Source organism: Heyndrickxia camelliae, assembly GCF_002844575.1.
Lineage (GTDB): Bacteria > Bacillota > Bacilli > Bacillales > Bacillaceae_C > Margalitia > Margalitia camelliae.
Genome location: NZ_PIQO01000035.1, coordinates 1 through 22,621, shown reverse-complemented (window position 1 = coordinate 22,621; position 22,621 = coordinate 1). Strand labels below are relative to the sequence as shown.

General features: G+C 31.8%; 19 protein-coding genes. 18 read left to right on the top strand and 1 reads right to left on the bottom strand.

What is annotated here, in order from left to right; genetic code table 11:
- The first annotated feature begins 221 nt into the window (after nucleotides 1-221).
- Complete coding sequence (locus CWO92_RS25685; protein WP_207767831.1) at nucleotides 222-395, top strand: hypothetical protein; 174 nt, start codon at nucleotides 222-224, stop codon at nucleotides 393-395.
- A gap of 47 nt (nucleotides 396-442) precedes the next feature.
- Nucleotides 443-1,108: a hypothetical protein gene (locus CWO92_RS23550; protein ID WP_101356635.1), complete on the top strand. Its 666-nt coding sequence runs from the start codon at nucleotides 443-445 to the stop codon at nucleotides 1,106-1,108.
- 155 nt (nucleotides 1,109-1,263) lie between these two features.
- On the opposite strand, the gene CWO92_RS23545 is transcribed toward CWO92_RS23550, so the two are convergent.
- Nucleotides 1,264-1,548, bottom strand: a complete 285-nt coding sequence (locus CWO92_RS23545; protein ID WP_165786764.1) for a toxin-antitoxin system HicB family antitoxin — start codon at nucleotides 1,546-1,548, stop codon at nucleotides 1,264-1,266.
- Between the two features lie 223 nt (nucleotides 1,549-1,771).
- On the opposite strand from CWO92_RS23545, the gene CWO92_RS23540 reads away from it, so the two are divergent.
- The 16 genes from CWO92_RS23540 (at nucleotide 1,772) to CWO92_RS23470 (ending at nucleotide 22,577) form a co-directional block, all read left to right on the top strand.
- Nucleotides 1,772-2,002, top strand: a complete 231-nt coding sequence (locus CWO92_RS23540; RefSeq protein WP_101356633.1) for a hypothetical protein — start codon at nucleotides 1,772-1,774, stop codon at nucleotides 2,000-2,002.
- Nucleotides 2,003-2,187: 185 nt separating this feature from the next.
- Nucleotides 2,188-3,252: a PDDEXK family nuclease gene (locus CWO92_RS23535; protein WP_101356632.1), complete on the top strand. Its 1,065-nt coding sequence runs from the start codon at nucleotides 2,188-2,190 to the stop codon at nucleotides 3,250-3,252.
- A 72-nt stretch (nucleotides 3,253-3,324) separates the two neighbouring features.
- Nucleotides 3,325-3,687: a hypothetical protein gene (locus CWO92_RS23530; RefSeq protein ID WP_101356631.1), complete on the top strand. Its 363-nt coding sequence runs from the start codon at nucleotides 3,325-3,327 to the stop codon at nucleotides 3,685-3,687.
- Nucleotides 3,688-3,744: 57 nt separating this feature from the next.
- On the top strand, nucleotides 3,745-9,894 hold the full coding sequence (locus CWO92_RS23525; RefSeq protein WP_101356630.1) for a phage tail tape measure protein: 6,150 nt from the start codon (nucleotides 3,745-3,747) through the stop codon (nucleotides 9,892-9,894).
- A gap of 46 nt (nucleotides 9,895-9,940) precedes the next feature.
- On the top strand, nucleotides 9,941-10,705 hold the full coding sequence (locus CWO92_RS23520) for a distal tail protein Dit (protein WP_101356629.1): 765 nt from the start codon (nucleotides 9,941-9,943) through the stop codon (nucleotides 10,703-10,705).
- A 17-nt stretch (nucleotides 10,706-10,722) separates the two neighbouring features.
- The gene (locus CWO92_RS25160) at nucleotides 10,723-13,830 is read left to right on the top strand and encodes a phage tail spike protein (RefSeq protein ID WP_133120608.1); all 3,108 of its coding nucleotides are present in this window, start codon (nucleotides 10,723-10,725) and stop codon (nucleotides 13,828-13,830) included.
- A 20-nt stretch (nucleotides 13,831-13,850) separates the two neighbouring features.
- Nucleotides 13,851-16,244, top strand: a complete 2,394-nt coding sequence (locus CWO92_RS23510) for a right-handed parallel beta-helix repeat-containing protein (RefSeq protein ID WP_101356628.1) — start codon at nucleotides 13,851-13,853, stop codon at nucleotides 16,242-16,244.
- A 12-nt stretch (nucleotides 16,245-16,256) separates the two neighbouring features.
- Nucleotides 16,257-16,544 carry a YomQ N-terminal domain-containing protein gene (locus CWO92_RS23505; protein WP_101356627.1) on the top strand — a complete coding sequence of 96 codons (288 nt, stop codon included), beginning with the start codon at nucleotides 16,257-16,259 and terminating at the stop codon, nucleotides 16,542-16,544.
- Nucleotides 16,545-16,569: 25 nt separating this feature from the next.
- Nucleotides 16,570-16,689 (top strand): CD1375 family protein, encoded by a 120-nt coding sequence (locus CWO92_RS26420; protein WP_268877622.1) that lies wholly within the window; start codon nucleotides 16,570-16,572, stop codon nucleotides 16,687-16,689.
- Between the two features lie 46 nt (nucleotides 16,690-16,735).
- On the top strand, nucleotides 16,736-16,888 hold the full coding sequence (locus CWO92_RS23500; protein ID WP_235851667.1) for a CD1375 family protein: 153 nt from the start codon (nucleotides 16,736-16,738) through the stop codon (nucleotides 16,886-16,888).
- 263 nt (nucleotides 16,889-17,151) lie between these two features.
- Nucleotides 17,152-17,526, top strand: a complete 375-nt coding sequence (locus CWO92_RS23495) for a hypothetical protein (RefSeq protein ID WP_101356625.1) — start codon at nucleotides 17,152-17,154, stop codon at nucleotides 17,524-17,526.
- A gap of 47 nt (nucleotides 17,527-17,573) precedes the next feature.
- On the top strand, nucleotides 17,574-18,710 hold the full coding sequence (locus CWO92_RS26195) for a peptidoglycan recognition protein family protein (RefSeq protein ID WP_235851666.1): 1,137 nt from the start codon (nucleotides 17,574-17,576) through the stop codon (nucleotides 18,708-18,710).
- A gap of 53 nt (nucleotides 18,711-18,763) precedes the next feature.
- On the top strand, nucleotides 18,764-18,997 hold the full coding sequence (locus tag CWO92_RS23485) for a phage holin (protein WP_101356624.1): 234 nt from the start codon (nucleotides 18,764-18,766) through the stop codon (nucleotides 18,995-18,997).
- 85 nt (nucleotides 18,998-19,082) lie between these two features.
- A complete protein-coding gene (locus tag CWO92_RS23480) occupies nucleotides 19,083-19,370 on the top strand; it encodes a hypothetical protein (RefSeq protein WP_101356623.1) in 288 nt (95 codons plus the stop codon).
- Nucleotides 19,371-19,385: 15 nt separating this feature from the next.
- Nucleotides 19,386-20,663, top strand: a complete 1,278-nt coding sequence (locus CWO92_RS23475; RefSeq protein WP_101356622.1) for a tail fiber protein — start codon at nucleotides 19,386-19,388, stop codon at nucleotides 20,661-20,663.
- Between the two features lie 288 nt (nucleotides 20,664-20,951).
- On the top strand, nucleotides 20,952-22,577 hold the full coding sequence (locus CWO92_RS23470) for a sister chromatid cohesion protein PDS5 (protein ID WP_101356621.1): 1,626 nt from the start codon (nucleotides 20,952-20,954) through the stop codon (nucleotides 22,575-22,577).
- The last annotated feature ends 44 nt before the right edge of the window (nucleotides 22,578-22,621 follow it).

Below are 22,621 nucleotides of genomic sequence, written 5' to 3'. Positions count from 1 at the left end.
CACACGCATATACTGGAGATTGATCCTCACATTGAATTGTGGGGATTTTTTATTTGTCTTCCCTTCCCTATTCGTACATAGAAAAAGACACTTTGAAATGAGATGGATTTTTGTGTTTATGAGTAAAAATTAGTTGTTAATATGTAATTAAATTACTATAATAGTATATGTGAGGGTTATTCCCTTTCAAATATAAAAAATAAGATATGAGGAGTGATATGATGGAACAAAAACATTTCTACATTTACAATCCTATGCAAGCTAATTTCTTTGTGCTGAATGGAATTCGAGTACTTGAAGTTGGTAAAGGTCGTAAAGGTGACATTTACATTAAGTTTCCTAGGAATGAAAAAAGTGAAGAAGTTTTTGCACGTTGGATAGAACGAGGGAAATAATATAATTAAATTGATGTGAATTTTATGATATGAGGAGAATGATTTGAATGCAAGAAGCATATGAAAACAAACAGAAAGATTTATTATATTTTATACATAACGATCAAATTGTAAGTGGAGATACTGGTGAATTAATTTCAGAAGAAGATTTCCATAACATATTTCATGAGGAAATAACAAATAAATTAAATGACTATAAGAAAGCATGTAGAGACATAGAAAAACTTCCCCAATTAGGAATAAGGAAGCTTCAAGGTTCTTTATATGCTTGTTTCCCTATCAAAAATAAATATCAATATAATAAGGTGTTTCGTGGTGATATGAGAGAATTATTGAAAACTGGACTGTTAGGTAAAAATGAATTGGCATTTATAGGCTGCTTTACAAGTTTTATAGACTTCCCTACTAATGCAATTATAGTTGATAAAGAGTATTTAACATTAGAGGAAATGGGAAGAATGATAGGTGTAGGTAAGAATGCTATGACTTCTACACTTGATAATTTAGAAAAGAATGAAGTTGTAAAAGTAATTAAACGTCACAAATTACCACCAGTAGTATATTTCAATCCTTTCTTACACTGTGCTGGTAAAGTTGTAGAATATGATACTTATATGTTGTTTAAGGATAGTATATTTAATCCCAATAAGAGTGTAGATGATGAAGATAAAGAAGTAATAAGAGAAAAACGTGAAAAGTACCAAGAACATTGATATAACAACGTTTATGACACTTTCTTGACTCCCTATTTTGGCTAGTTTGATTCCCTATATTGTGAAATAAATTGATATTGTATAGTTAGTATATACGGTACTCTCCCCTATTGTCAAGGGATGGATATATGTAAAAGAGTCTCTAGGACTCTTGGTTATTCTTTATTGTATTTAGATGTATTTTCAGCAACTCTTTGTTCATCTCGGATTGGTTTTCTAAGGTTCATTTGACGTTGAGTGTCTCTTTGGAGTCCTCTGTTGTTTTCTTGGTCTGCAACTTTAATGTCAATGTACATTTTTCCTTGTTCTTCTGCAACGTGTTTTTCTAATGCTTTAACAATATAAGTATTTAAACTTCTCATATCTTCATCTGCTAATTGTTTTAGTTCATTGTGTAGATCAGATGGTATTCTAAGTGAAAAACGCATAAATTCAGACATAATAACCTCCATCTATGACAGGTTTATAAATAGTGCTATCACTTTGATGTCACTTTGATACCATGATACATTACACATTAGTAATTTGCAAGAGATTTGATAGTTTAAAAGAAATATTTAGTAAATTATTAAAATATTGTTGACAGATGAATATTCTAGCATTAATATAGAATCAAAGTGATGCCACTTTAACACCAAATTAACGCTAGGAGGAATCTTACTAATGAAACCATCAATACTCGGATCAATTAATGCTGTATTCTCAAAGGATGTTGAACATAATAATAAGGAATTAGCGATGTTGGAAACAGGATACTTAATACATGAAGATAGTATAAGTCACTTGGAAATTGTCGCAGTTAATCATCAAGGAGTCAGAACAGTGTTAAAGATACATGATTTTAATGTGAAGTTGGAAGAAATGTTCGATGAAAATGGAATACCTGTTGAGTAATTACATATAGTTTGAGATTTGGATAATTTGAGATTTATATAATAATAGTTTTTACCTTGTGAGTGTGGTCTGAGATTAGCTACCTCGGATTACAGTGTTTATCCACCTTCCCCACTTCACACTCACAAGTTTTTTTATATTGGGAAGGAATTTATAGACTGATTAAGATAAAGGTGGAATGAGAAATGATTGTTGAAGGACAGAAAGTTCAGGCTAGATGGCATCATTCAAATAAAGATTGGTATATCGTAAAAGGGTATCATTTTACAAAATTAGGTGAATTCTTTACAGTTAGAGTTGAAGATTTACAAGAAAATTCTAAAGTTGAAATTTCAGTAATTTGTGATTTTTGTAGTAGTCATTATAATTTAAAAAATTCAATAGCAGTTTCTAGGGAACATCATTTTTGTGATAGAAATTGTTATAATTCTTATCGACGAATTAATGGAAGTCCTAATAATACTAGAGTAAAATTAGATTGTTTTAATTGTGGAAAAGAAATAGAAGTTAAAAAATATAGATATGATGCTGTTTTAAATGGAGAACAAGAGTTTATAACATGTAGTAGACAATGCCAAAATGAATTAATAGGAAAGAACAATAGAGGTAAAAATAATAGGAATTATAAAGGCAACGTTAAAAAGACATGTGAAGTTTGTGGTGAAGGTTTTGAGGTTGCACAAAACAGAAAAGATAAAGCTAGATTTTGCTCAAAAGAGTGTCAAATCAAATTTCTCAATAGTGAGCCAGTGAATCATGTTAGATGGGTATCTTTTAATAAGAATAAAACAAACACAAAACCACAACGTATTGTAAATGAAATGCTGGAACAATTGAACATAGCATATGAAAATGAACATATATGTACATATTATGCAATAGATAACTATCTATCTTCACATAATTTAATGATTGAAGTTATGGGAGATTATTGGCATTCAAGTCATCTTAGGTTCCCAAATATATCAGAATTTAAAGAAATGAATTTCAAAAATATGAAAAAAGATAAACAAAAACATACGTTTATTAGAAATCAATACGGAGTTGAAATTCTTTATCTGTGGGAAAGTGACATAGTAAACAATGCGGAATTAGTTATCTCATTAATAAAAGAATACGTATCCTCAAATGGAAAGTTGAGAGATTACCATAGTTTTAATTATACTTTAATTAAAAATAAATTAATGTTGAACAATGACGTAATTGTTCCCTATTTCTTAAGGAAACATTCAGAATTAAAAATATCATAGTGAACACTTTTATTTTCTTTAAATTTTGAATATAATGGTACTAACTAACCATAAATATTGGAGGTTTTACCATTGAAAAGTATTAGATACCTCTCCCCTTTTCTATTGCTAATCATTTTACTTTTATCAGCATGTACTTCTAATAAACAAAACATCGATAAAGATACATTCAAAGAAGGAACCGATATTGTACTAGATATTAATAAGGCAGAATTAAAAAATAAAATGTATGATGGTTTTAATAACCATAAAGACTTCTTTAATCGTGTAACTAAACTAGATGAAAAAGATGAAAAATTTAAAGATGTTGTATCAGAATACTTTTATAATGAAATTAATTATATAGGTAAAAATTCAGATATGGAACAAGCAAAAATTGATATGGATAAAGCGAAACGAACATTAAAAAATGAATATGGGATAAATATCAAGTAATAAGAAGTATCGTTCATTCGATGCTTCTTTTTTATTTTTAAGAAAGGAGCATATTGAATGAGTCAACCTTTAAAAATACAGATTATTGGATCACTGAATGTCGGTAAATCTATAAATGAGATTAATATGGCACTCAGAGGAATCGAAAAGAAAATAAATAAAATCAAGATAAACCTTGAAGTAAATGATAATATTCTAAAAACCATTCAAAACTTCAATAATGAAATGAAGAAATTAGCAGGTGTATCTAAAGATTTTGGAAAGGTCATTCAGGAGGAAATTCTCCCAGACGGTAGCCGTGTAAAATATACATTCTTTAATGGGTTGAATGGTGAATTTTCTAAAATTGCTAAAGCAGCTAAAGAATCGGCAGATAAGCAAAAAGTGTATATTGATGAAGTTAATCAAGGTTATGAAAAAGAGCTTAATATCATAACAAGATTAAATGCAGAACAAAAAAAACTAGGACAAACTACTACTCTTTCTAACCAAAATGGTGTCAATAAAAGAAAAATCACAACAAATGCAAATGATGAAGTAACTTCAATAACTGATACTAAAAATACAGCACTTGAAGAAAAATTAACAAATCAATTAATAGCTAGTAAAGAAAAATTAAGAATTAAATTAATAGAATTAAATAATATTGGTCAAGTTACTAATTCATCTCTAGCACGAATGAGTACGGCTATAGATTCCTCTAAGGATATATCGCAATTAAATCGTATAGAACAGTCATTAAAACGTATGGATGACTCTTCAAAGGCTAAAGAAAAAACAAAAGAATTAGAAAGGCAATTATCACTTTATCAACAAGCAGCTAAAATTAATGCTGATAAATTATTACAGACCCACTCTAAAACTGTAGATCAAAATGCTTTAAAACAATGGGTTGCAGATGTAAACAAGTTAAATGCAACTACCCCTAATCTAAATCATCAAATGCAAGAATTACAACTAGGATTTAGGCGAATACAAGCTAATGCTTCAGAAGCTTCCCGTTCTTCAATGGGATTTGTGGATTCGTTACGTGTAGCAATGGTAAAATTTCCCATATGGATGACAACTACAACAGCTTTCTACGGCACAATTAGAATGTTTAATTCATTTATAGATACCATTATAACCGTTGATGACAAACTCACCTCTTTAAAGAAAGTTATGGATCAAGATACTAATTTTGATAAGGTAATGCAATCTGCAACTTCCAGTGCGCATGAATTTGCAAAATCACTTGGTGACGTTTTAGATGCCTATGCTGAATTCGCCAAGCAAGGTTATAAAGCAGATGAATTAAAACAACTTGGAGATGCTGCTCTTGTAGCATCTAACGTAGCAGAGCTTTCATCACAACAAACTGCTGGATACTTAACTTCAGTTTTAACCCAATGGAAAATGAATACTGATGAAGCAATGAAAATTGTCGATTCATGGAATAATATATCAAATAATTTTGGAACGACAACTGAAAAACTAGCAGAAGGACAGTCTAAAGCTGGTGCAACTGCACGAGTTATGGGTCTGGACTTCGATCAACTTAATGCAATAATCGGAAGTGTGACAGTTTCCACTAAACAAAGTGGGGAAGTAATAGGCGACTTTGTGAAGAGCGTTCTTCCACGTCTTACAAGCAAAACTGCTCAAAATGCACTGAAATCAATTGGTGTAAGTATTTTTGATAATCAAGGTAATATGCGTCAAGTAATGGATATTTACACAGAAGTAGCTAATAAACTTAAAGATATGGACAAATATAACAGATCCATTGTCATTGAAGGATTAGCTGGAAAATATCAAATATCAAGGATGAGTGCATTTTTAGATGATCTTGCTTCCGCTAATTCATTATATAAAAACATTTACAAGTCTTCAGTTGAATCAGCTGGTAGTGCGGAACGAGAAAATGACACTTACATGAAATCATTAACTGCAAGAGCACAAGAAACAAAACTTGAGATTCAAAAATTAGCTCTTGCACTCGGTAATGCTTTTCTTACAGAAACTTTTGTTCAAGCTGTACAAGGTTTTGGTTCAATTGTATCAGCAGTCACGAAATTAGTTGAAAAAGTTGGTGGTCTTCCTCTAATTTTTGGATTGATAAGTTCTTCTGTTTTATTATTAAGTAAAAATATGAGGACGTTAGCTACCAATATAATATTTGGAACTGCTGAAATGACAAGAATGGAAATGGTTTCTAAGTCGTTGAGTATTTCTTTAAAAACTTTAGGCGCAGCTACACTTATCGGGCTAGCTTCAATGGCTATTGGGGGAATAACTGAGGCTATATTATCAAGTGTAACAAAAGCTAGACAAGCACAAGAAGATTTTGATAAAAAAAATAAAGAAATGCTTGATTCCTATAAGCAAAATAAATCCGAATTAACGGGACTTATTGATAAATACGGAGAGCTTGAGAAAGTCATATCGAGTGGAAAATATACAAATAGTCAGTTAAAAGACTATAAGGACACTCAGAATAAGATTGCTACTTTGATGCCTTCACTAGTCACAGGCGAAACGGAATTTGGCGATAAAGTATTAATTAGTGCAGATAATTCTAAGCTTAAGCTCCAAATGATGGAGAGACAACTACAAGTCCAATTGGAATTAAATGCCGCAAAAGATAAAGAGGATTCTAAAAAAGAATATGATACTGCTAAGAAAGAATTAGAGGATTATACAAGTCAACAAGAAAAATCACTTATTAATCTAAAAACCAACTTAGCAGAAGTATTTAGAGAAGCTCAATCTCAAGGTATATATGACTTAAAATCTTCCACCATAAAAGATTTAAATGATATAGAGAAACAATTAGAAAAGTTTGAGCAAAAAAGAGCATCTTTAGTTCAAGCAAATAAAAGTGGCTCCATAGATGACACAACAAAACAAAGAAACGATATTGAAATATCTTTGTTAGATAAAAGTATTAAACATCTTAAAGATTCATATAACGAATATAATAAATTTGGATTAGAGGTTGAAAGCGCTCAAGGTAAAATGGCAAATTCAACTGTAGCTCTAGTTCAAGCAAATGCTAATGCAAATAATAAATTATCAGCATCATCTAAATCATTAGCCAGTGATTATGCAATGTTGGTTTCAAATGTTGGAACAGATGTAAATACACTAGATAAAATACTTAGTGATTTTGCAGATAGCGTTGGAAATAGTCCAACATTCACTAAACAATTCACTGAATATGGAAAAGCAATTGATGATTATAACCAAGCAATTGCAAAGGGATTAAATGGAGACGCTTTAGATTCATATAAGAAAAAGGCATTAGATACATTTAACTCTATTAAAACAGTTTTGGTTGACTTCGCTAAAGATAGAGGATTAAAAGGTGAAGACTTAAATAAATTATCTGCACAATTAAGCATAGCTGCTAACAATGCAGTAGCTACCTCCACTAACTTTGATGCTTTATCAAAAAGCACAGGTAAAACTGCTGAAGAGTTACAAAGTGAATTACTTTTAATTCCAGATTTGTCAGATGCAATGGGAACATTAGCAGATACTTCTTATGAAGCTGCTGGGGGTCAAGAGCAATTAAAAACAACTGCCGAACAAATAGCCGGAGTTTCCCAAGATCAAGTTGACAGTCTTTTCTCACTTATTGGTACATATGAAGCATTAAATGGCGTACAAAGTAAATCAGAAGAACAACAGAACCTTCTTGCAGATGCTTTACAAAAGCTCCAAAGTCTATATCCGTCCCTCGTAGATGGAAAAAGTGCTAATATAAGAGCTATCCAAAAAGAAGCAGAGAGTCAAGATATCCTTCTTAAAGCACTGAAGCAGGTTACTGAAGGACATGCCTCTGCTCAAGAAGTAATGACTACTAATCAAGCAGTTTCAGCTAAAAATCGTCTAGAAATAATGAACGCTGAATTACAGGCATTAGCAAAAATGGAAGAAGCTTATGTTCATGCATATAATACAGGTGTGGATATGCTTGATGCGGAAGGAAATGCTACAGGGTTAGTAAGACAAGGCTTGGATGAAACGAGAAAAGCTTACGCTGCGAAAAAAATAGAAATTGACAAGTTAATACCATCTGTCGATTCTTTAACGAGAAAGCTGGCAGATCAAGTAAATTATGATGGAAAAGTGTATAAATCAACTTCCAACGCAAAAAAAGCTACTGAAAGTGCTAATAAATCAACTCAGTCATCTATATACATCTCAGATAAATATAAAAAAGCACTTGAGGCAGTAAATTTAGAATTAGATAAACAACAATCAATTCAGAATAAATATTCTCAGTATTCATCTAAATACCAAGACTCTCTTAAGAAAGAACTTGCTCTACTCAAAGAGAAAAAATCTATCCTAGAAGCACAGGCTAAAGACTTACAAAAGCAAATTAAGTCAGGAAACATTAAACAGACAGGCTTGATTACTACCTCTTCCCCTTCTAAATCATCAAGTTATGCATCAGGTGGTAGCACTAAAGATGTCATTTGGAATTACTTTAAATCAAAAGGTCTTTCGGACAGTGCAGTTGCTGGTATCATGGGTAATTTACAACAAGAATCTGGATTTAGCACATCTATTGTCAATCCTTCATCCGGTGCAACAGGTCTTGCTCAATGGTTAGGTGGTCGTTTAACTAATCTTAAGAGTTTTGCTAAAAGTCGGGGTACTAGTTACACTGACCTTCAAACTCAACTTGATTTTTTATGGAAAGAGTTAAATGGTTCAGAAAAGAAAACGTTATCTTATCTTCTTTCTAATTCAGGTTCAAGTGCTTCCACTCTTGCGGCAGGTTTTGAAAGATTATTTGAACGTTCTGGTGGTTCTGCAGTCGGTGCTCGTCAAAACTATGCAAATAGTATTTATAGTAAATATGCTGGTTCAGGTTCGGTAACAGCTTCATCTTCTAATTCATCATCTAATGCTGACAAACAACAAGCAATTGATGAAGCTAAATCAAATTTAATCGACTTACAATCTCAAATCCTAGATATTAATGATCAAATTCAACAATTATATCTTGATAGAGTAAATGCCAAGCTTGCTCAATATGACCATTCAAAAGACATGCTTCAAGATGACTATGCCAACATTGATTATAAAATGGAACAGGTCAATGAAAACTCTAAGCAATGGGCAGATTTACAGAAACAAAAAATTAGCTTAATGAATAAGGAAAAGTCATATGATGAACAAGCTATAAAGTATCTAAAAAATCAAATTGCAAACAATAAGGAATTAACTGCAGCTCAACGTGATACTTTAAAAGATGATCTTGTAAAACGCACAACTGATTTATTAAATCTTGAAAAAGATATCATGAATGTTCGTTTACAGATGGCTGACAAAGTTATGGATACTTATAAACAAGTTCTTGAACAACAAAAACAAGCAGCATTGGATACTATTGATGACATGATTAATGAGATTGATAAGAAGTCTCAAGAGGATCAATACAAAAAGGACTTGGCTAATAAACAGAAGTCTGCACAAGATATTCAGAGTCAGATTGATGAACTTGCTTTAGATGATTCCGATGCAGCAAAGAAAAAGAGACTAGAATTGCAGCAACAGTTACAACAGCAGCAACAAGAAATTCAGGACACCATGAATCAACATAATACTGATCTACGTAAGCAGAATTTAGAAGCGCAAAAAGATGAGATAACGAAACATTATGATGACATACTTAATGATGAAACAGCTATGGCTAAAATGCGTTCGGATATCGTTAAAGGTAATACAAAAGATATCGCAAAACAATTAACTGATTTCTATTCATTTATTAAAACTAACACCAAGAATTTAGGTAATGCTATTTCAAATAATCTTCTTACTTTGCTTGATCAAGCGTCTGTCATAATTCCTGGTGTGAAAAAACCTTCTAATTTACCGAAACATCATGATGGGGGAATCGTTGGTTCTACTCCAAGTACAAATAATCGTTTAACTGAAATAGCTAATAAATTATTTAATGTAAAGCCAGGTGAGCAGGTTGTTAAATCATTAGTGGGAGAATTACAAGTACCTCCTAAGAATATCCCTAATTTGTTTACAAACGTTAATAATTTGGTTAATTTTTTAACTCAAAGGCAAACACCTATTTTAGCCGGAAACACGTATCATCTAACATTGCAAGTTGAGAATTTAAATGGAACGAAAAAAGATGCAGAGTTCATACTTTCTAAGGTTGTTAATGGTGTTAAATCTATGGGTGGGAAAATTTAGGAGCCGAATTAATATCGGCTCTTTTTCTATGAAATGAGGTGAATAAATGATTCGTGAAAGTTTATACTTCTCTTTCGCAGAAAGAAAATCAACTGACTTTGGAATTTATAATGTATCTATTTCAGAGGGTTTATTCCAAGAAAACTTTATATCCAATCGGACAATTCAAGAAGTAAAAATCCGTGGCAATGACAAACCATATTTTTTTGAAGTGACTAAAGAACCTATCTCTTTTCAATTATCTTTCTCATTTTTAGATACTTGGGATGACAATAAACTTCGTGAAGTGGCAAGATGGCTAAATGTTGGTTTTTATCAACCTCTATTCTTTAGTGAGGATATTGATAGAGTATATTACTGTATGCCAATTGAATCAACTAACTTAATTCATAATGGTTTAAAACAAGGTTATCTAACACTTACTATGAGGTGTGACTCCCCTTTTGCATATGGGCATGACATCGTTACACAATGGTATGACTGTTCAACATCATCACAAATAATCGAAATTGATAATTTAGGAGATTTGGATATTCTTCCTGAAATAGATATTGTGAAAGTTGGAGATGGTAATGTTTCAATCACAAACCTAAGTAGAGCAAATAGTCAAACAAGGCTAACTGGCTTGAAAAACGGAGAGGAGATATATTTAAACGGAGATAATCAACTCATTGAAACTAATCTTCCGAATACATATAGATTCGAAAATTTTAATGATTACTATCTTCCCTTCTATTATGGGAAAAATCGTATTCAAATCAGTTCTGGTTGCAAAGTTAGATTTCAGTATAAATATAAATTTATTTCATGAGAAAGGAGGTATGAAAAATGGGTTTATATGATATTGATAGGTCTCTAAAACCAAAAAGAATACAACTATTTTTAATGACACCTAGTGGTACTACTATTGGGAGAATCGCCGATTCTAATAACAAAAAACAAACAATTAAATTTGTAGGAGTAAATGAGTTATCATTCTCTATCCCCTATGATATTGTTATCAACAATAAATTTAAAAGAAATCCAATCGTTGATAAATTAAGAGAAAGATTTCTTATTAAAGTATTAATTGGGAACAAGGAAGAAAGATATATTATTACAAAAAAAGAACCAAGTTCAGATACTGAGGATTGGTTAACTGTCTCATGTTTTTCTTTAGAATATGAATTAACTTATAAGAAATTAATTGGTTATTCAGTGACTCCTAAAAATTGCTTACAAGTAGCAACAGATTGGCTCAAAGGTACGAATTGGAAGATTGGATATATAAATCCCGAGTTTAACTTAAAGTATAAATCATTTGATATTGCAAGTACAAATAAACTTGATTTTGCTAATCAAATTTGTGATGCCTTCAATGCAGTTGTACAATATGATACCGTTAATAAATTAGTTCATTTTTATAAAGAGGAAGAACTCTCAACATATAAAGGATTTTGGATTGAATACGGAAAATACCTTCAAAATATTGAAGAAAGCATAGATATTGATCAAGTTGTAACTAGACTTTATGTTAGTGGTTCAGATGGAGTCTACATTAATTCTGTAAATCCAACCGGTCAATCTTATATTGATGACTTTTCATACTTCCTCTACCCTTTTGAGCGTGATGCTCAAAAAAATATTAAAACTCATAGCTATTTTATGCCCGATGAGTTATGTCATGCAATTTTGGATTACAATACTTTAGTCAATAAGAATGATACAAAATTTCAAACGTTATTATCAACAAAAAGAAAACTGCAAGAAGAATTAACTGCTTTAAATGTTGATTTAAATAGCTTAAATGAACAATTACAAGAGATTTTAGATAAAATTACTATCGCAAAAAAGTTAGGTCAATCTACAACGGAACTAATTAAACAGAGAGATTCTAAACAGGTACAAATAACAACAAAAAAATCCCAAATTAGTTCTAAACAATCTGAAATTAATGCAAACAACAAGTCTATTTCAGACTTAAATGAGTTATTAAAGATTGAAAATAACTTCTCAACTGAATTATTGGTGGAATTAAATAATTATATTTTTGAAGATGAATATTCTGATGACAACCAAATTAATAACGAAGATTTATATAATGCTGGAGTTAACTATCTAAAAACAGTAAACATCCCCCCTATTAATTTATCATTAGGTATCATTGACTTTTTTGAAGTAGTCGAGGAACAGCACAACTGGGATAGATTATCCATTGGAGACATTATTAAGGTTAAACATGAAAAGCTGAATATTGATGTAAAGGCAAAGATAAGTGAAATTAGTTTTGATTATGAAGGTAAATCAATAGAACTTACTATCACTAATGTTAAAAGACCAGATTCAGTTGAACAAAAATTAGCGAGTGCTTTTTATACAATCAATAAAGTAAATACTGATTACAACAAAAGAAAAATTAATTGGGAATCTGTTGCGTATAATTACAACTTAAGAAACGATCGTATCTCTGCCCCCCCTTCTAATCCTACATTGGCATCAGACGGGAGTGCGGTTATTCACAAATTAAATGATAATGGATCAGTTGACCTTACTTTCACATGGAATTATGGGGATTACACAAAGACAAAAAAAGATACCGATAACATAGATGGCTTTATTGTTTATATGTATGCAGACAGTTCAAATGAAAAATATGTATTTGGTTCACAAATGGCAAATGAAACATTGGTTGATCTGACACTCGATAAGCGGGCTTATACTTTTCCATCAGTACCGACCAACCTATATTATACATTAGGCATTAGGGCTTATAGACGTGTAGACAATGATATTAATCCTGATGGAATATTACTTTCTGATATCGTCACCCCTTCTTTACCAAATCAAAACCCATACCAACCAAGTCCAATAATTAATGTAAATGGGAAATTAAATGGCATTACTCATACAGTCTCTCCTACTGCTCCATCTAATCCTCAAAAAGGAGATAAATGGACAGATACGAGTGGAAACGCTCCAATAGATAACACTTTTAATGGTTCAAATTGGGTTGCAACAAATGCTGGGTCGGTAGGAGGGTATATTCCCTCTACAACCAATCAGCCCAATTCCATTATTGTAACTGATAGCAACGGTACTATGGATGTTTCTATTAAAGGGGATGCGCAAACGTTACAAGGAAACAAGCCATCAGATTTTGTTTCTAGTAAATTAATAGGTCAGCCCAATGGTGTAGCTACGCTTGATCCAAATGGGAAGATACCTTCTGCACAAATCAATATTAATATAGAAGATGCTTCAACTACACAAAAAGGCATTGTTAAATTAAACAGTGCAATTAACTCTACAGATGAGTCAACTGCAGCTACTCCTAAAGCTGTAAAAGCAACTTATGATTTAGCAAACAGTAAATATACAAAGCCATCTACAGGTATATCTAAGTATGATTTAGATTCTAACGTACAAGCATCATTGAATAAAGCTGACAATTCAACAGTGGTTGGTGTTTCATCTATAAATGGCAACATATTAATAAATGGAGTAGAATCTACTGTCTATACTCACCCTAGCACACACCCTGCAACTATGATAGTGGAAGATGCTACACATAGATTCGTTACAGATAACGATAAAAATAATTGGAACACTCTATTAAATTCACCTACATGGAATATACTTGCTCTTCAAAATAATGTACAAATTTATGCAACTTCAACAGATTTATCATATTGTAAGATTGGTAAGATTGTATATGTTAGAGGAATTTTAAAAAATATTACCTCTTTACCAATAAACATTGCAACTTTGCCTGTTGGATATAGACCATACATTAGTAATGTTTTTATTTGTCCGAGTTCTATAGAATCTAATATTCCTACCTTTACTAGAGTTTCTGTCAGTAACACCGGTGTTATAAGTATAGATGGAAAGAGTGGTTCAGCCCCAACTACTTCCACTTATTTTGCGATATTCTTCAGTTTTATTGCTGAAAATTAGAATATAATGAGGAGGAAACTATGGAATTTATATATAATGATCCTATATTATCAAAAAGAAGAAAAGGTACTGTTCGTGATCCATTTATCCCGATATCGGAAACATTATTTGTGGTAAATGGTAAAGTTGTATTAACCGAAATACCTAATAGATTTAATAAAGTCATAGTAACAGGGTCTAAATTTCCACTTTACGAAATAGAAGACGGTGAACTTGATGACTATACATACAAAGTTGACTATCCTAATGGGGTAGTCTTTTTTAATTCAAATTTTAATAATACTTCATTGACATTTACATATTTAGGTGAAGGGGCATACTTTTTTCCCAGTTCTCGAATTTGGATTAATCAAGACAAAAATGGTTCTATCGAGGTATTAAATGATAAATTTGATGATATTGATACTAGAATACTTGAACAAAAAGCTCGTGTAGATGAACAAATTCGTTCTGTTCCACAACCAAACGAAGTTGTTGATATACGTATAGATCATAATGGGAAAGTATATAGTGTTGCAAAAGATAGGATTGATGCCGAACAAATCAAAATAGAAAATGCCTATATAGCCAAAGATGGTACAGTATATGACTCTTTAAAAGATAGATTTGATGTAAATGATGATAGATTGGGTGTTATATCAACTTTTAAAGGTACAGGTAGGAGTCTTACAGAAAAAATTATTAATGAGTTTACTGATAGATCCATTAACGTAAAATGGTTTGGCGCAAAAGGAGACGGAGTTACAGATGATACTTCTGCACTTCAATCAGCACTAAATGAATCAAGTAACATTTATATTCCAGATGGAACTTATCTCATATCTCAATCATTGGTTGTTAAAGCAAATACTAACATAAGAATGAGTATCAATGCAGTAATTATACCGAATGCAGATATTTATTGTGTGTTTAGAAATGGAAATCCTACAGATAATTTCAGTGGCTATAATGGAAACGGAAATATAAAAATAATCGGAGGAACAATTGATTGTAATGGACAAAACATGACAAATATGATTGGTGGAATAGTCTTTGGTCATGCTGAAAACATACTGATTCAGGATGTTACGATAAAAAATGTTCGAGAAATCCATCATATTGAAATAAATTCATCCAAAAATGTACTCATAGAGAGATGTAAATTCAGTACTTTTCTAGGCAATAGAACTTATTCTGAAGCAATTCAAATTGATCTAGCAAGTTCATATGATAACTTTCCACTATTTGGAGATTATGACAATACTATTTGTCAGTATATTACAGTCAGAGATTGTACTTTTGAAAATTGTGGAGCTGGTGTAGGAACACATGTGCAAGGATCACAATTATGGCATGATCATATTTTGGTTGAAAACTGTGAATTTGATAATTTATTAAGTCATGGAATCAGTGCCTTGAATTTTAAGAAATTCAAAATAAAGGATAATGTTTTTAGAGGAACAGAAAATGGTTTTTATACTGATGGTGGATATGATGGGATGATAAATAATAATGATTTTAAAGATATTCGCACGAATGCAATAATGATATCAAATGGTAGTAATATCCACATTAATCAAGCAACCATTTCTCGCTCTGGTGGAAACGGTATCACAGTATTTAATGGTTCCAAAAATATAGTTATTAATGACGTCAACATAACGAGTTCTAACGCAAACGGTATTAACTTCACAGGTTCGACAGATTCAATTATTAATAATTCTGTTCTTGATGGAAATATAGGGAATGGGATTTTTATTCATGACCAAAGTAAATCCATAACGGTGACTAGAGTAACGGTAAAAAACAGTGGACTCGCTGGTATAAATTTATCGGCAAACGCACAAAGATGTAATATATCAAATAATATTTTAGATTCAAATTGTACTGTAGATAGTACTTATTCAAACATCAATATTTATACAGGAGCAACTAGAAATTTTGTTAATGGTAACATAACTACATTGGGTAGTGGTAAAGCAAGTTTTGGTATAGCTGTTGGATCAGACGCTGGTGATAGAAACTCTTTATCGGGAAATGATGTTTCTTCTGGTGGTACTTTAGGTGGATTGGCAAACGCAAATTCAACCACTATATTAGAAGGTTTAGATTGGAAGCCACTCAGTCTATTTAACGGGTGGACTACTTATACAACTGGAAGTGAATTAAAATATGCAGTTAGTGGTGACCGCCTATTATTTAAAGGAATAATAAAACCTGGAGTTTTGGGTGCAACAGATGATGATGCTTCAATGGTATTTAAATTACCATCGGATGATTCTCCTAGATTAGCAATGTTTAAAATTACAGGGGGTATCGGAGGAGGATCTACTGATTTTGCTAGATTGAATTTTTTTACCTCTGGCAGAGTAACTATTCCAACAAAAGGGAATTTAAACGCAGTTGATTTCACTGGTCTTACTCTAATGAGATAGGTGGTTATGAAAATGTATTATGAATATGATGAAAATGGTTATTTTATACAACAATTAAATTATTTTAAAAATGAAAGAGTGACTAATATCCCTCCTCCTGATGGATTGTTCAAACCTTGTTTTGATGGTGTTAAATGGTTTGATGCTTTAAGTGAAGAAGAAAAAAACGATAGATATACCTCAGAGGAAAAATCAGATATAGACATATTAAAGGAAGAAAATGAACAATTGAAAAAGCAAAATTTAGATACTATGTCAGCATTAGCAGATGTTTATGAGATGATTTTAAATTTAAATTAAACTGATACAACGGGGGTGATAATTATTGGAACAAATTTATTTTCAACTTATTTTGGCTGGTCGTAAAACTATTGAAGATGTTCCTGAACAATTAAGATTAATGGTTCAGGATTTATTGGATAAAAATGAAAACAGTGTTGTGTAAATTGGCAGTGTTTTCATTTAATAAAATTTCAAAGGAGGAAGTTAAAGTGGTAGTTGTATATTGTACTTTAATTATTAATGGGAGAAGGACTTATGAATCTGTTCCAGACAATTTAAAACCTACAGTTCAAGATGAATTGTATTCTATGGGGCTAGATACAGACGGTAAGCCACTGTCAGTCGATGAGCCTGTTGCTTAACAATCTGAATAAAAACCATATTTTAATGTAAAAATGACGATGAAAAACGGAGAAAACAAGAGTATTAGAGAGATTGAGAGAGTTTATTTTTAACTCTCTCTTTTTTTATGGAAATTAAAAAGAGGACTTAGCCTTAACACAAAGTCCCCTCTTTGAATATGAACTTAATCATAGAAAGGAGTACTACTCCCCTCACCTATTATTATACAACGGAGGTGAGAGAAATGTAAATATATTTTGATAATTTGATAGGAGGTCTAGATGTGGACGTAAAAACAGTACAAGGAATTGCATCCTCAGAATATGTCTTTGGTATCCTATTTATCATCGGATTAATTGTAGCCTTTAGAGTTATCAATGCTTGGATAAAAGATACTAAAAGTGAAAGCAAGGAACGTGAGTTAAAGTTAGAAAAATTGTATGAGGAACATAAAGTTGAATCATTACAAAGGGAAAAAGATTTAATGCAGCACTTAGAAAAATCAAATGAATCCTTAGAAAGAACCTCACGAACACTAGATAAAATTGAATTTAGCCTACAGTCACTAGAAAATAAGACAGAAAAAATGGATATTGGGATTAATGATATTTGGAAGCGTTTAGAAGAAATTGATAATAAGAAAATAAATGAACACTAAAACACACGATTCGAAGGTGTGTTTTTATTTTTTAGGAGGAATTGAAAATGGCTATTTGGAAAGAAGATTTTGTTAAAATAAACGAATATACTCGTCCGAATTTAAAACTACTTGGTGTAAAAGGTATTGTTGTTCACTACACTGCTACTCCTGGAGCAACCGCTAAAAACGAAAGAGACTATTTCAATGGTACTTGTATTACTGCCAAACGATATGCTTCTGCTCATTTGTTTGTTGATAAAAATGAAGCTAGATTAATTATTCCACTTGATGAAGTAGCTTATCATGCGAATGAAAAAGCTTGTAGAGTATCTAAATTGTCTGCATCAACTTCTTATTATAAAGGTGGAGGTGCGAACCTTACTTCTATTGGGGTCGAAATGTGCATTGAAAAAGATGGCAGTTTACATCCTGATACATTAAAAAGAACTATTCAAATTGTAACTGAGTTATGCAAGAAGTTTAATTTGAATCAGAATGATATTTACCGCCATTATGATATTACAGGAAAAAATTGTCCTGCTTTTTGGGTAAGCAATCCAGCAGGTTTCACTTCTTTTAAAAAGGACATTGGTGCTTGTCTATCCGGTAAGACAGTAGAGTCTAAACCTGCAGAAGTGTCAAAACCAAAAGACGAACCTAAAAAGAATACTTCTAAGTCACCTGATAAAAAAGCTTATATTCAATTACCAAAAACTGCAGACACGTGGAGAATTTATCCATTAGATAAGTCTCCTACAAAGGGTAATGAAAAAGGTATGTTGAAACCTTCAAAATTTGGAGGGCTTACATATGAAATTCTTGGCGAAACTCAAGCTAATGTCTATATCATACAAACAAGTGATTATGGAAAAGTGCAGATTTATGCTGCTCCTTCTACTGGTGCAAAAGTTGTAGGAAGTGTTTCGCAACAAGAAGTGAAAAAAGAACCTGTCAAACAAGTTCCAAAGAAGAAGTATGTATCTCTTCCTAAAACTGATTCTTCTTGGAGAGTTTATCCATTAGGTAAACCGTGCACTAAAGGTAATGAAAAAGGATATCTCAATCCGAAGAAATTCGGAGGTTTAGAATATATCGTTTTAGATAGTCCACAGAAAGATATCTATACTATCCAAACTGACGATTTTGGTAAGGTAAATATTTATGCTGCACCATCAACTGGAGCGAACATTATTGTGAAGTAGGATTAATCTCCCTACTTCTTTTTTATTTTAATTAAATTTAGGAGGAATATGAAATGAATAAAATGTTATGGGTAAGAACAATCGTATTAATTATCGCATTGGTGAATCAAAGTTTAATGTTAGCTGGTTGGAGTCCACTTCCTTTTGATGATACACAAGTTGAGACTGCAGTTACAATTGTATTTAGTGTAGTAGCAACTTCTTGGGCGTACTGGAAGAACAATTCTCATACTAAAGCCGCAAAGAAAGCTGATCAATATTTAGATGAATTAAAGAACAATAAGTAATACATAATCCAAGGGGAAATTACATTATTGACTTCCCCTCTTCCCTTTTAAATATAAAAAATAAAAATCTGAGGTGACAATATCAATGGGTTTTCGAATAGGAAGTTATTATATTGGCTCATCTGAACCACAAATAAGTATAGCAAATGAAGAAATTATACCTTCTCCTCCATCAAACTGGACTTCGGGATATAACTTTGTTTATTTTACGTTCAATAATGATGCTGACTGTACTGTTCTTATCAATGGTAAAGATGAACCTTTATTTGTTAGATCGGGACAAGGATTTAGCATTGGTGCTGAACACCCTCCTATTTACAGTTTCAAAATAGTTGAAGATAGTATCCCTTTTACTTGGGCTGGAATTTATTAGATTAGGAGGATACGTATGTTTAATAATAAAATAATAGGTGGTTCTTCTGGTGGTGGAGGCTCAACTCCACTATCAAATTCAATAGATAGTACAGACACTAACACTGCTGCGACATCATATGCAGCTAAATTATTAAATGATAAGATAACTAATGGTCTAGACGGTAAAGCAGATGTCGTACATACTCATACTGAATTTTATTCCAAAGAGGAAGTAGATACTAGAATAATAAATGTATCTAATGATTTAAGTGACAAGGTTGATAATGTAACAATTGCACTTGTGTCGAATGAATTAAAGGTTAAAAGTGTCGATGGATTAACAATAGGCGTTGCAGATGTAAACAATTGGTTAAGTGGGACAACTTCAAATATACAGAATCAAATTAATGCAGTAAATGACACTTTAGTTAGTTTAACTAGTGGAATGAAATATTTGGGTAAAGTAGAAAGATATGCAGACTTAACATCAATAACAACTGCTACAAATGGATCATTAGTTGTTGTATTAGCAGATGAATCTAGAACTGGTGGGAGAAGTCTCTATGTATATTCTGAACAGTTAGGAATATGGGATTTCATTGGAGAATTTACTTTTTCAGATGAATTCATTGAGTTGAAAGATACTCCTAGTAGTTACAGTGGTCAGAATGGGAAAATTATAAAGGTAGATGAGGTTAATAATAAAGTTGTGTTTAGTGATATGGATTGGAGTGAAATTAAGAATAAACCAACAAGTACAATTACTTCAATCGATAATGCAGTAGCTAATTCACACGAACATGCTAATAAACAGAGTTTAGATAAGTTAGGTGTTAACGCTAATAACCAATTAACAATTAATGGAGTAGTTTATTCTAATTCACCAGTACAAAAAGAATACCTGTACTGTAGAAGAATTACTACAAATCAAACTGTAAGTGCAAATACTAACTTGATATTTAATTCAAAGGTGAACGGAACCATTCCCTATAATACATCGACAGGAAGATTTACATTAACTCAGGGAAAAGTTTATCATATAACAGTCACTCCTTTGTTTGATACCACTGATTGGTTAGCATTGAGAGTCGTAGATGCAAATACTAATACTTACCCTCCAGAAGCAGATAATTACGCAATATTTACAAATGTTAATGGTACTTGGCATGAAACTCCACAAGGAATACTATCATTTATAATTGTTCCTAATTCAACTAGAGAATTTGTAGTGAGATGTACTAATACTGGATCATCCAGTGGTAAGTATGAAATGAGATTTTCAAATTCAGCGATTACTATTAATGAAATTTAGTTCTTTAGGAGAGGTTAATTCCTCTCCTATTAGGTAGGCAAGAGAACTCTTGTTGTACAGGTATTATATGAATCGAAATAAGTTTTTATTCGAAGTCAACTATATTCTCTCCCTTCTTCACCCCTACTTAATTTTACACCTCCCTCAAGTCCCTTCAACCTCTCCCCTATCATTAAAAATGTTTCTATATCTAATTCGATCATATTTTAGTTGAAGCTTTTGCTACCATAAAATATAATTATTAATACAAGCATTTAATTTTTAACACACGCAAAAGGAGTGGAATTATTGGGCTTAAAAGAATCCGTACAATCACATAATGTAACAAATATACTAGGCTATTTGAGACGTTCTAGGCAGGATTTAGAGCGTGAAAAGCGAACAGGTGAAGATACACTTTCAGAGCAAAGAGAATTAATGGTAAATGTATTAAACAATATTGAGTTACCGTATGAACTTAAATTGGAAATAGGTTCTGGGGAAAGTATTGATGGACGACCTGTATTTCAAGAAGTTATGAAAGAATTACAATCTGGTCATTTTCAAGCTGTAGCAGTTAAAGAACTATCACGTTTAAGTAGGGGTAATTATACTGACGCAGGTAGAATAATTGAATTAATCACAGAGAACCGCTTAGTAATCATTACTCCATATAAAGTTTACGATCCAAGGAACCCAATGGATATGAAACAAATTCGTTTTGAACTCTTCTTAGCAAGAGAAGAATACGAAATGATTAAAGAACGTATGGTAGGCGCTCGCTATGTATACGCCTCTCAGGGCAAATGGGTATCCGGTAAAGCTCCTTTTGGCTATTCCTATAACAAACATACCCAGAAGCTTCAAATTGCCCCAGAGGAGGCTCAGACGGTCAAATTAATATATGATTTATTCCTACATGGACTAAACGGTAGAAAGGTCAGTTATTTGGCTATTGCAAGTCATTTATCCAATGTTGGTATTTTAACTCCTAGAGGTAAGAAAAATTGGAGTGTTGCTCAGATAAAAAAAATATTAACCAATGATTTATACACTGGGCTTATAAAGTTTAGAACCACCGAGGTAACTAAAAATGGAAAGCGAATTGAAAGACCTGAAGATGAACATATATATGTTGAAAATGCTCATGAAGCGATAATTGATAAAGATACATTTGATAAAGTACAAACTATGATCAGTAATAAAACTCCTGATCCACGGAATCCATTAGATTTTTCTCCACATGAGTTAGCTAGTGTCTGCACTTGTTCGGTTTGTGGTGGAAAATTAATTAGACGTGGTATGAAGAAATTATACAAGAAACAAGATGGCACCGAAAGCTTATACATTAAAGAATTTTTAAAATGTCAAAAAGGTAGATGTATGAGTGTTAAGTACAGATCTGTTGAAAAAGCTATTTTGGATTATTTAAAAAAGTTAAATGAACTAGATGACAAGCAGTTAACGAAATATGTTACAGAAATGATGAAGAAGAAAAGTGAAAATGATAATTTAACCAACGTGAATAGACAACTATTAGAACAAATTGAACATAAATTAAAAGATGTAGTAAATAGGAAAGAATTTGTATTCGAAAAGTACGAGTCTAGATTTTATACAGATGAAATTTTCACCCAAAGAATGACAGCGTTGAATGAAGAAGAAAAGAAACTTCAAAAAGAAAAAGAGAAATTGAATAATACAATTAATGTTGTTGATGATTTTGTTCCAATTGAATTTAGAAAAAAAATAAAAGATATGCTTGAAGCTTATTTAACTTTAGAAGAAAAAGAAGATAAGAACAAACTACTCAGAGGGTTGTTTGAGTTTGTTGAGGTAGAAATTACTGAAAAAGGTAAAGGAAGAATACCTTCTAAATTTAATATTACCCCAAGATTGAGATTAACATGGATGAGAAAACCTCAAGTAAAATAAGGGGTTTTCTTTTAGGGGTAACATAAAATTCGTATGAGTCTGTT

Excerpts from the sequence above, each read along its gene's own strand:
- CWO92_RS23485 (WP_101356624.1), top strand. The coding sequence starts at position 18,764 with ATGAATAAAATGTTATGGGTAAGAACAATCGTATTAATTATCGCATTG.
- CWO92_RS23545 (WP_165786764.1), bottom strand. The coding sequence starts at position 1,548 with ATGTCTGAATTTATGCGTTTTTCACTTAGAATACCATCTGATCTACAC.
- CWO92_RS23475 (WP_101356622.1), top strand. The coding sequence starts at position 19,386 with ATGTTTAATAATAAAATAATAGGTGGTTCTTCTGGTGGTGGAGGCTCA.
- CWO92_RS25685 (WP_207767831.1), top strand. The coding sequence starts at position 222 with ATGGAACAAAAACATTTCTACATTTACAATCCTATGCAAGCTAATTTC.
- CWO92_RS26195 (WP_235851666.1), top strand. The coding sequence starts at position 17,574 with ATGGCTATTTGGAAAGAAGATTTTGTTAAAATAAACGAATATACTCGT.
- CWO92_RS23525 (WP_101356630.1), top strand. The coding sequence starts at position 3,745 with ATGAGTCAACCTTTAAAAATACAGATTATTGGATCACTGAATGTCGGT.
- CWO92_RS23535 (WP_101356632.1), top strand. The coding sequence starts at position 2,188 with ATGATTGTTGAAGGACAGAAAGTTCAGGCTAGATGGCATCATTCAAAT.
- CWO92_RS23550 (WP_101356635.1), top strand. The coding sequence starts at position 443 with ATGCAAGAAGCATATGAAAACAAACAGAAAGATTTATTATATTTTATA.
- CWO92_RS23505 (WP_101356627.1), top strand. The coding sequence starts at position 16,257 with ATGTATTATGAATATGATGAAAATGGTTATTTTATACAACAATTAAAT.
- CWO92_RS23520 (WP_101356629.1), top strand. The coding sequence starts at position 9,941 with ATGATTCGTGAAAGTTTATACTTCTCTTTCGCAGAAAGAAAATCAACT.
- CWO92_RS23510 (WP_101356628.1), top strand. The coding sequence starts at position 13,851 with ATGGAATTTATATATAATGATCCTATATTATCAAAAAGAAGAAAAGGT.
- CWO92_RS25160 (WP_133120608.1), top strand. The coding sequence starts at position 10,723 with ATGGGTTTATATGATATTGATAGGTCTCTAAAACCAAAAAGAATACAA.
- CWO92_RS23480 (WP_101356623.1), top strand. The coding sequence starts at position 19,083 with ATGGGTTTTCGAATAGGAAGTTATTATATTGGCTCATCTGAACCACAA.
- CWO92_RS23540 (WP_101356633.1), top strand. The coding sequence starts at position 1,772 with ATGAAACCATCAATACTCGGATCAATTAATGCTGTATTCTCAAAGGAT.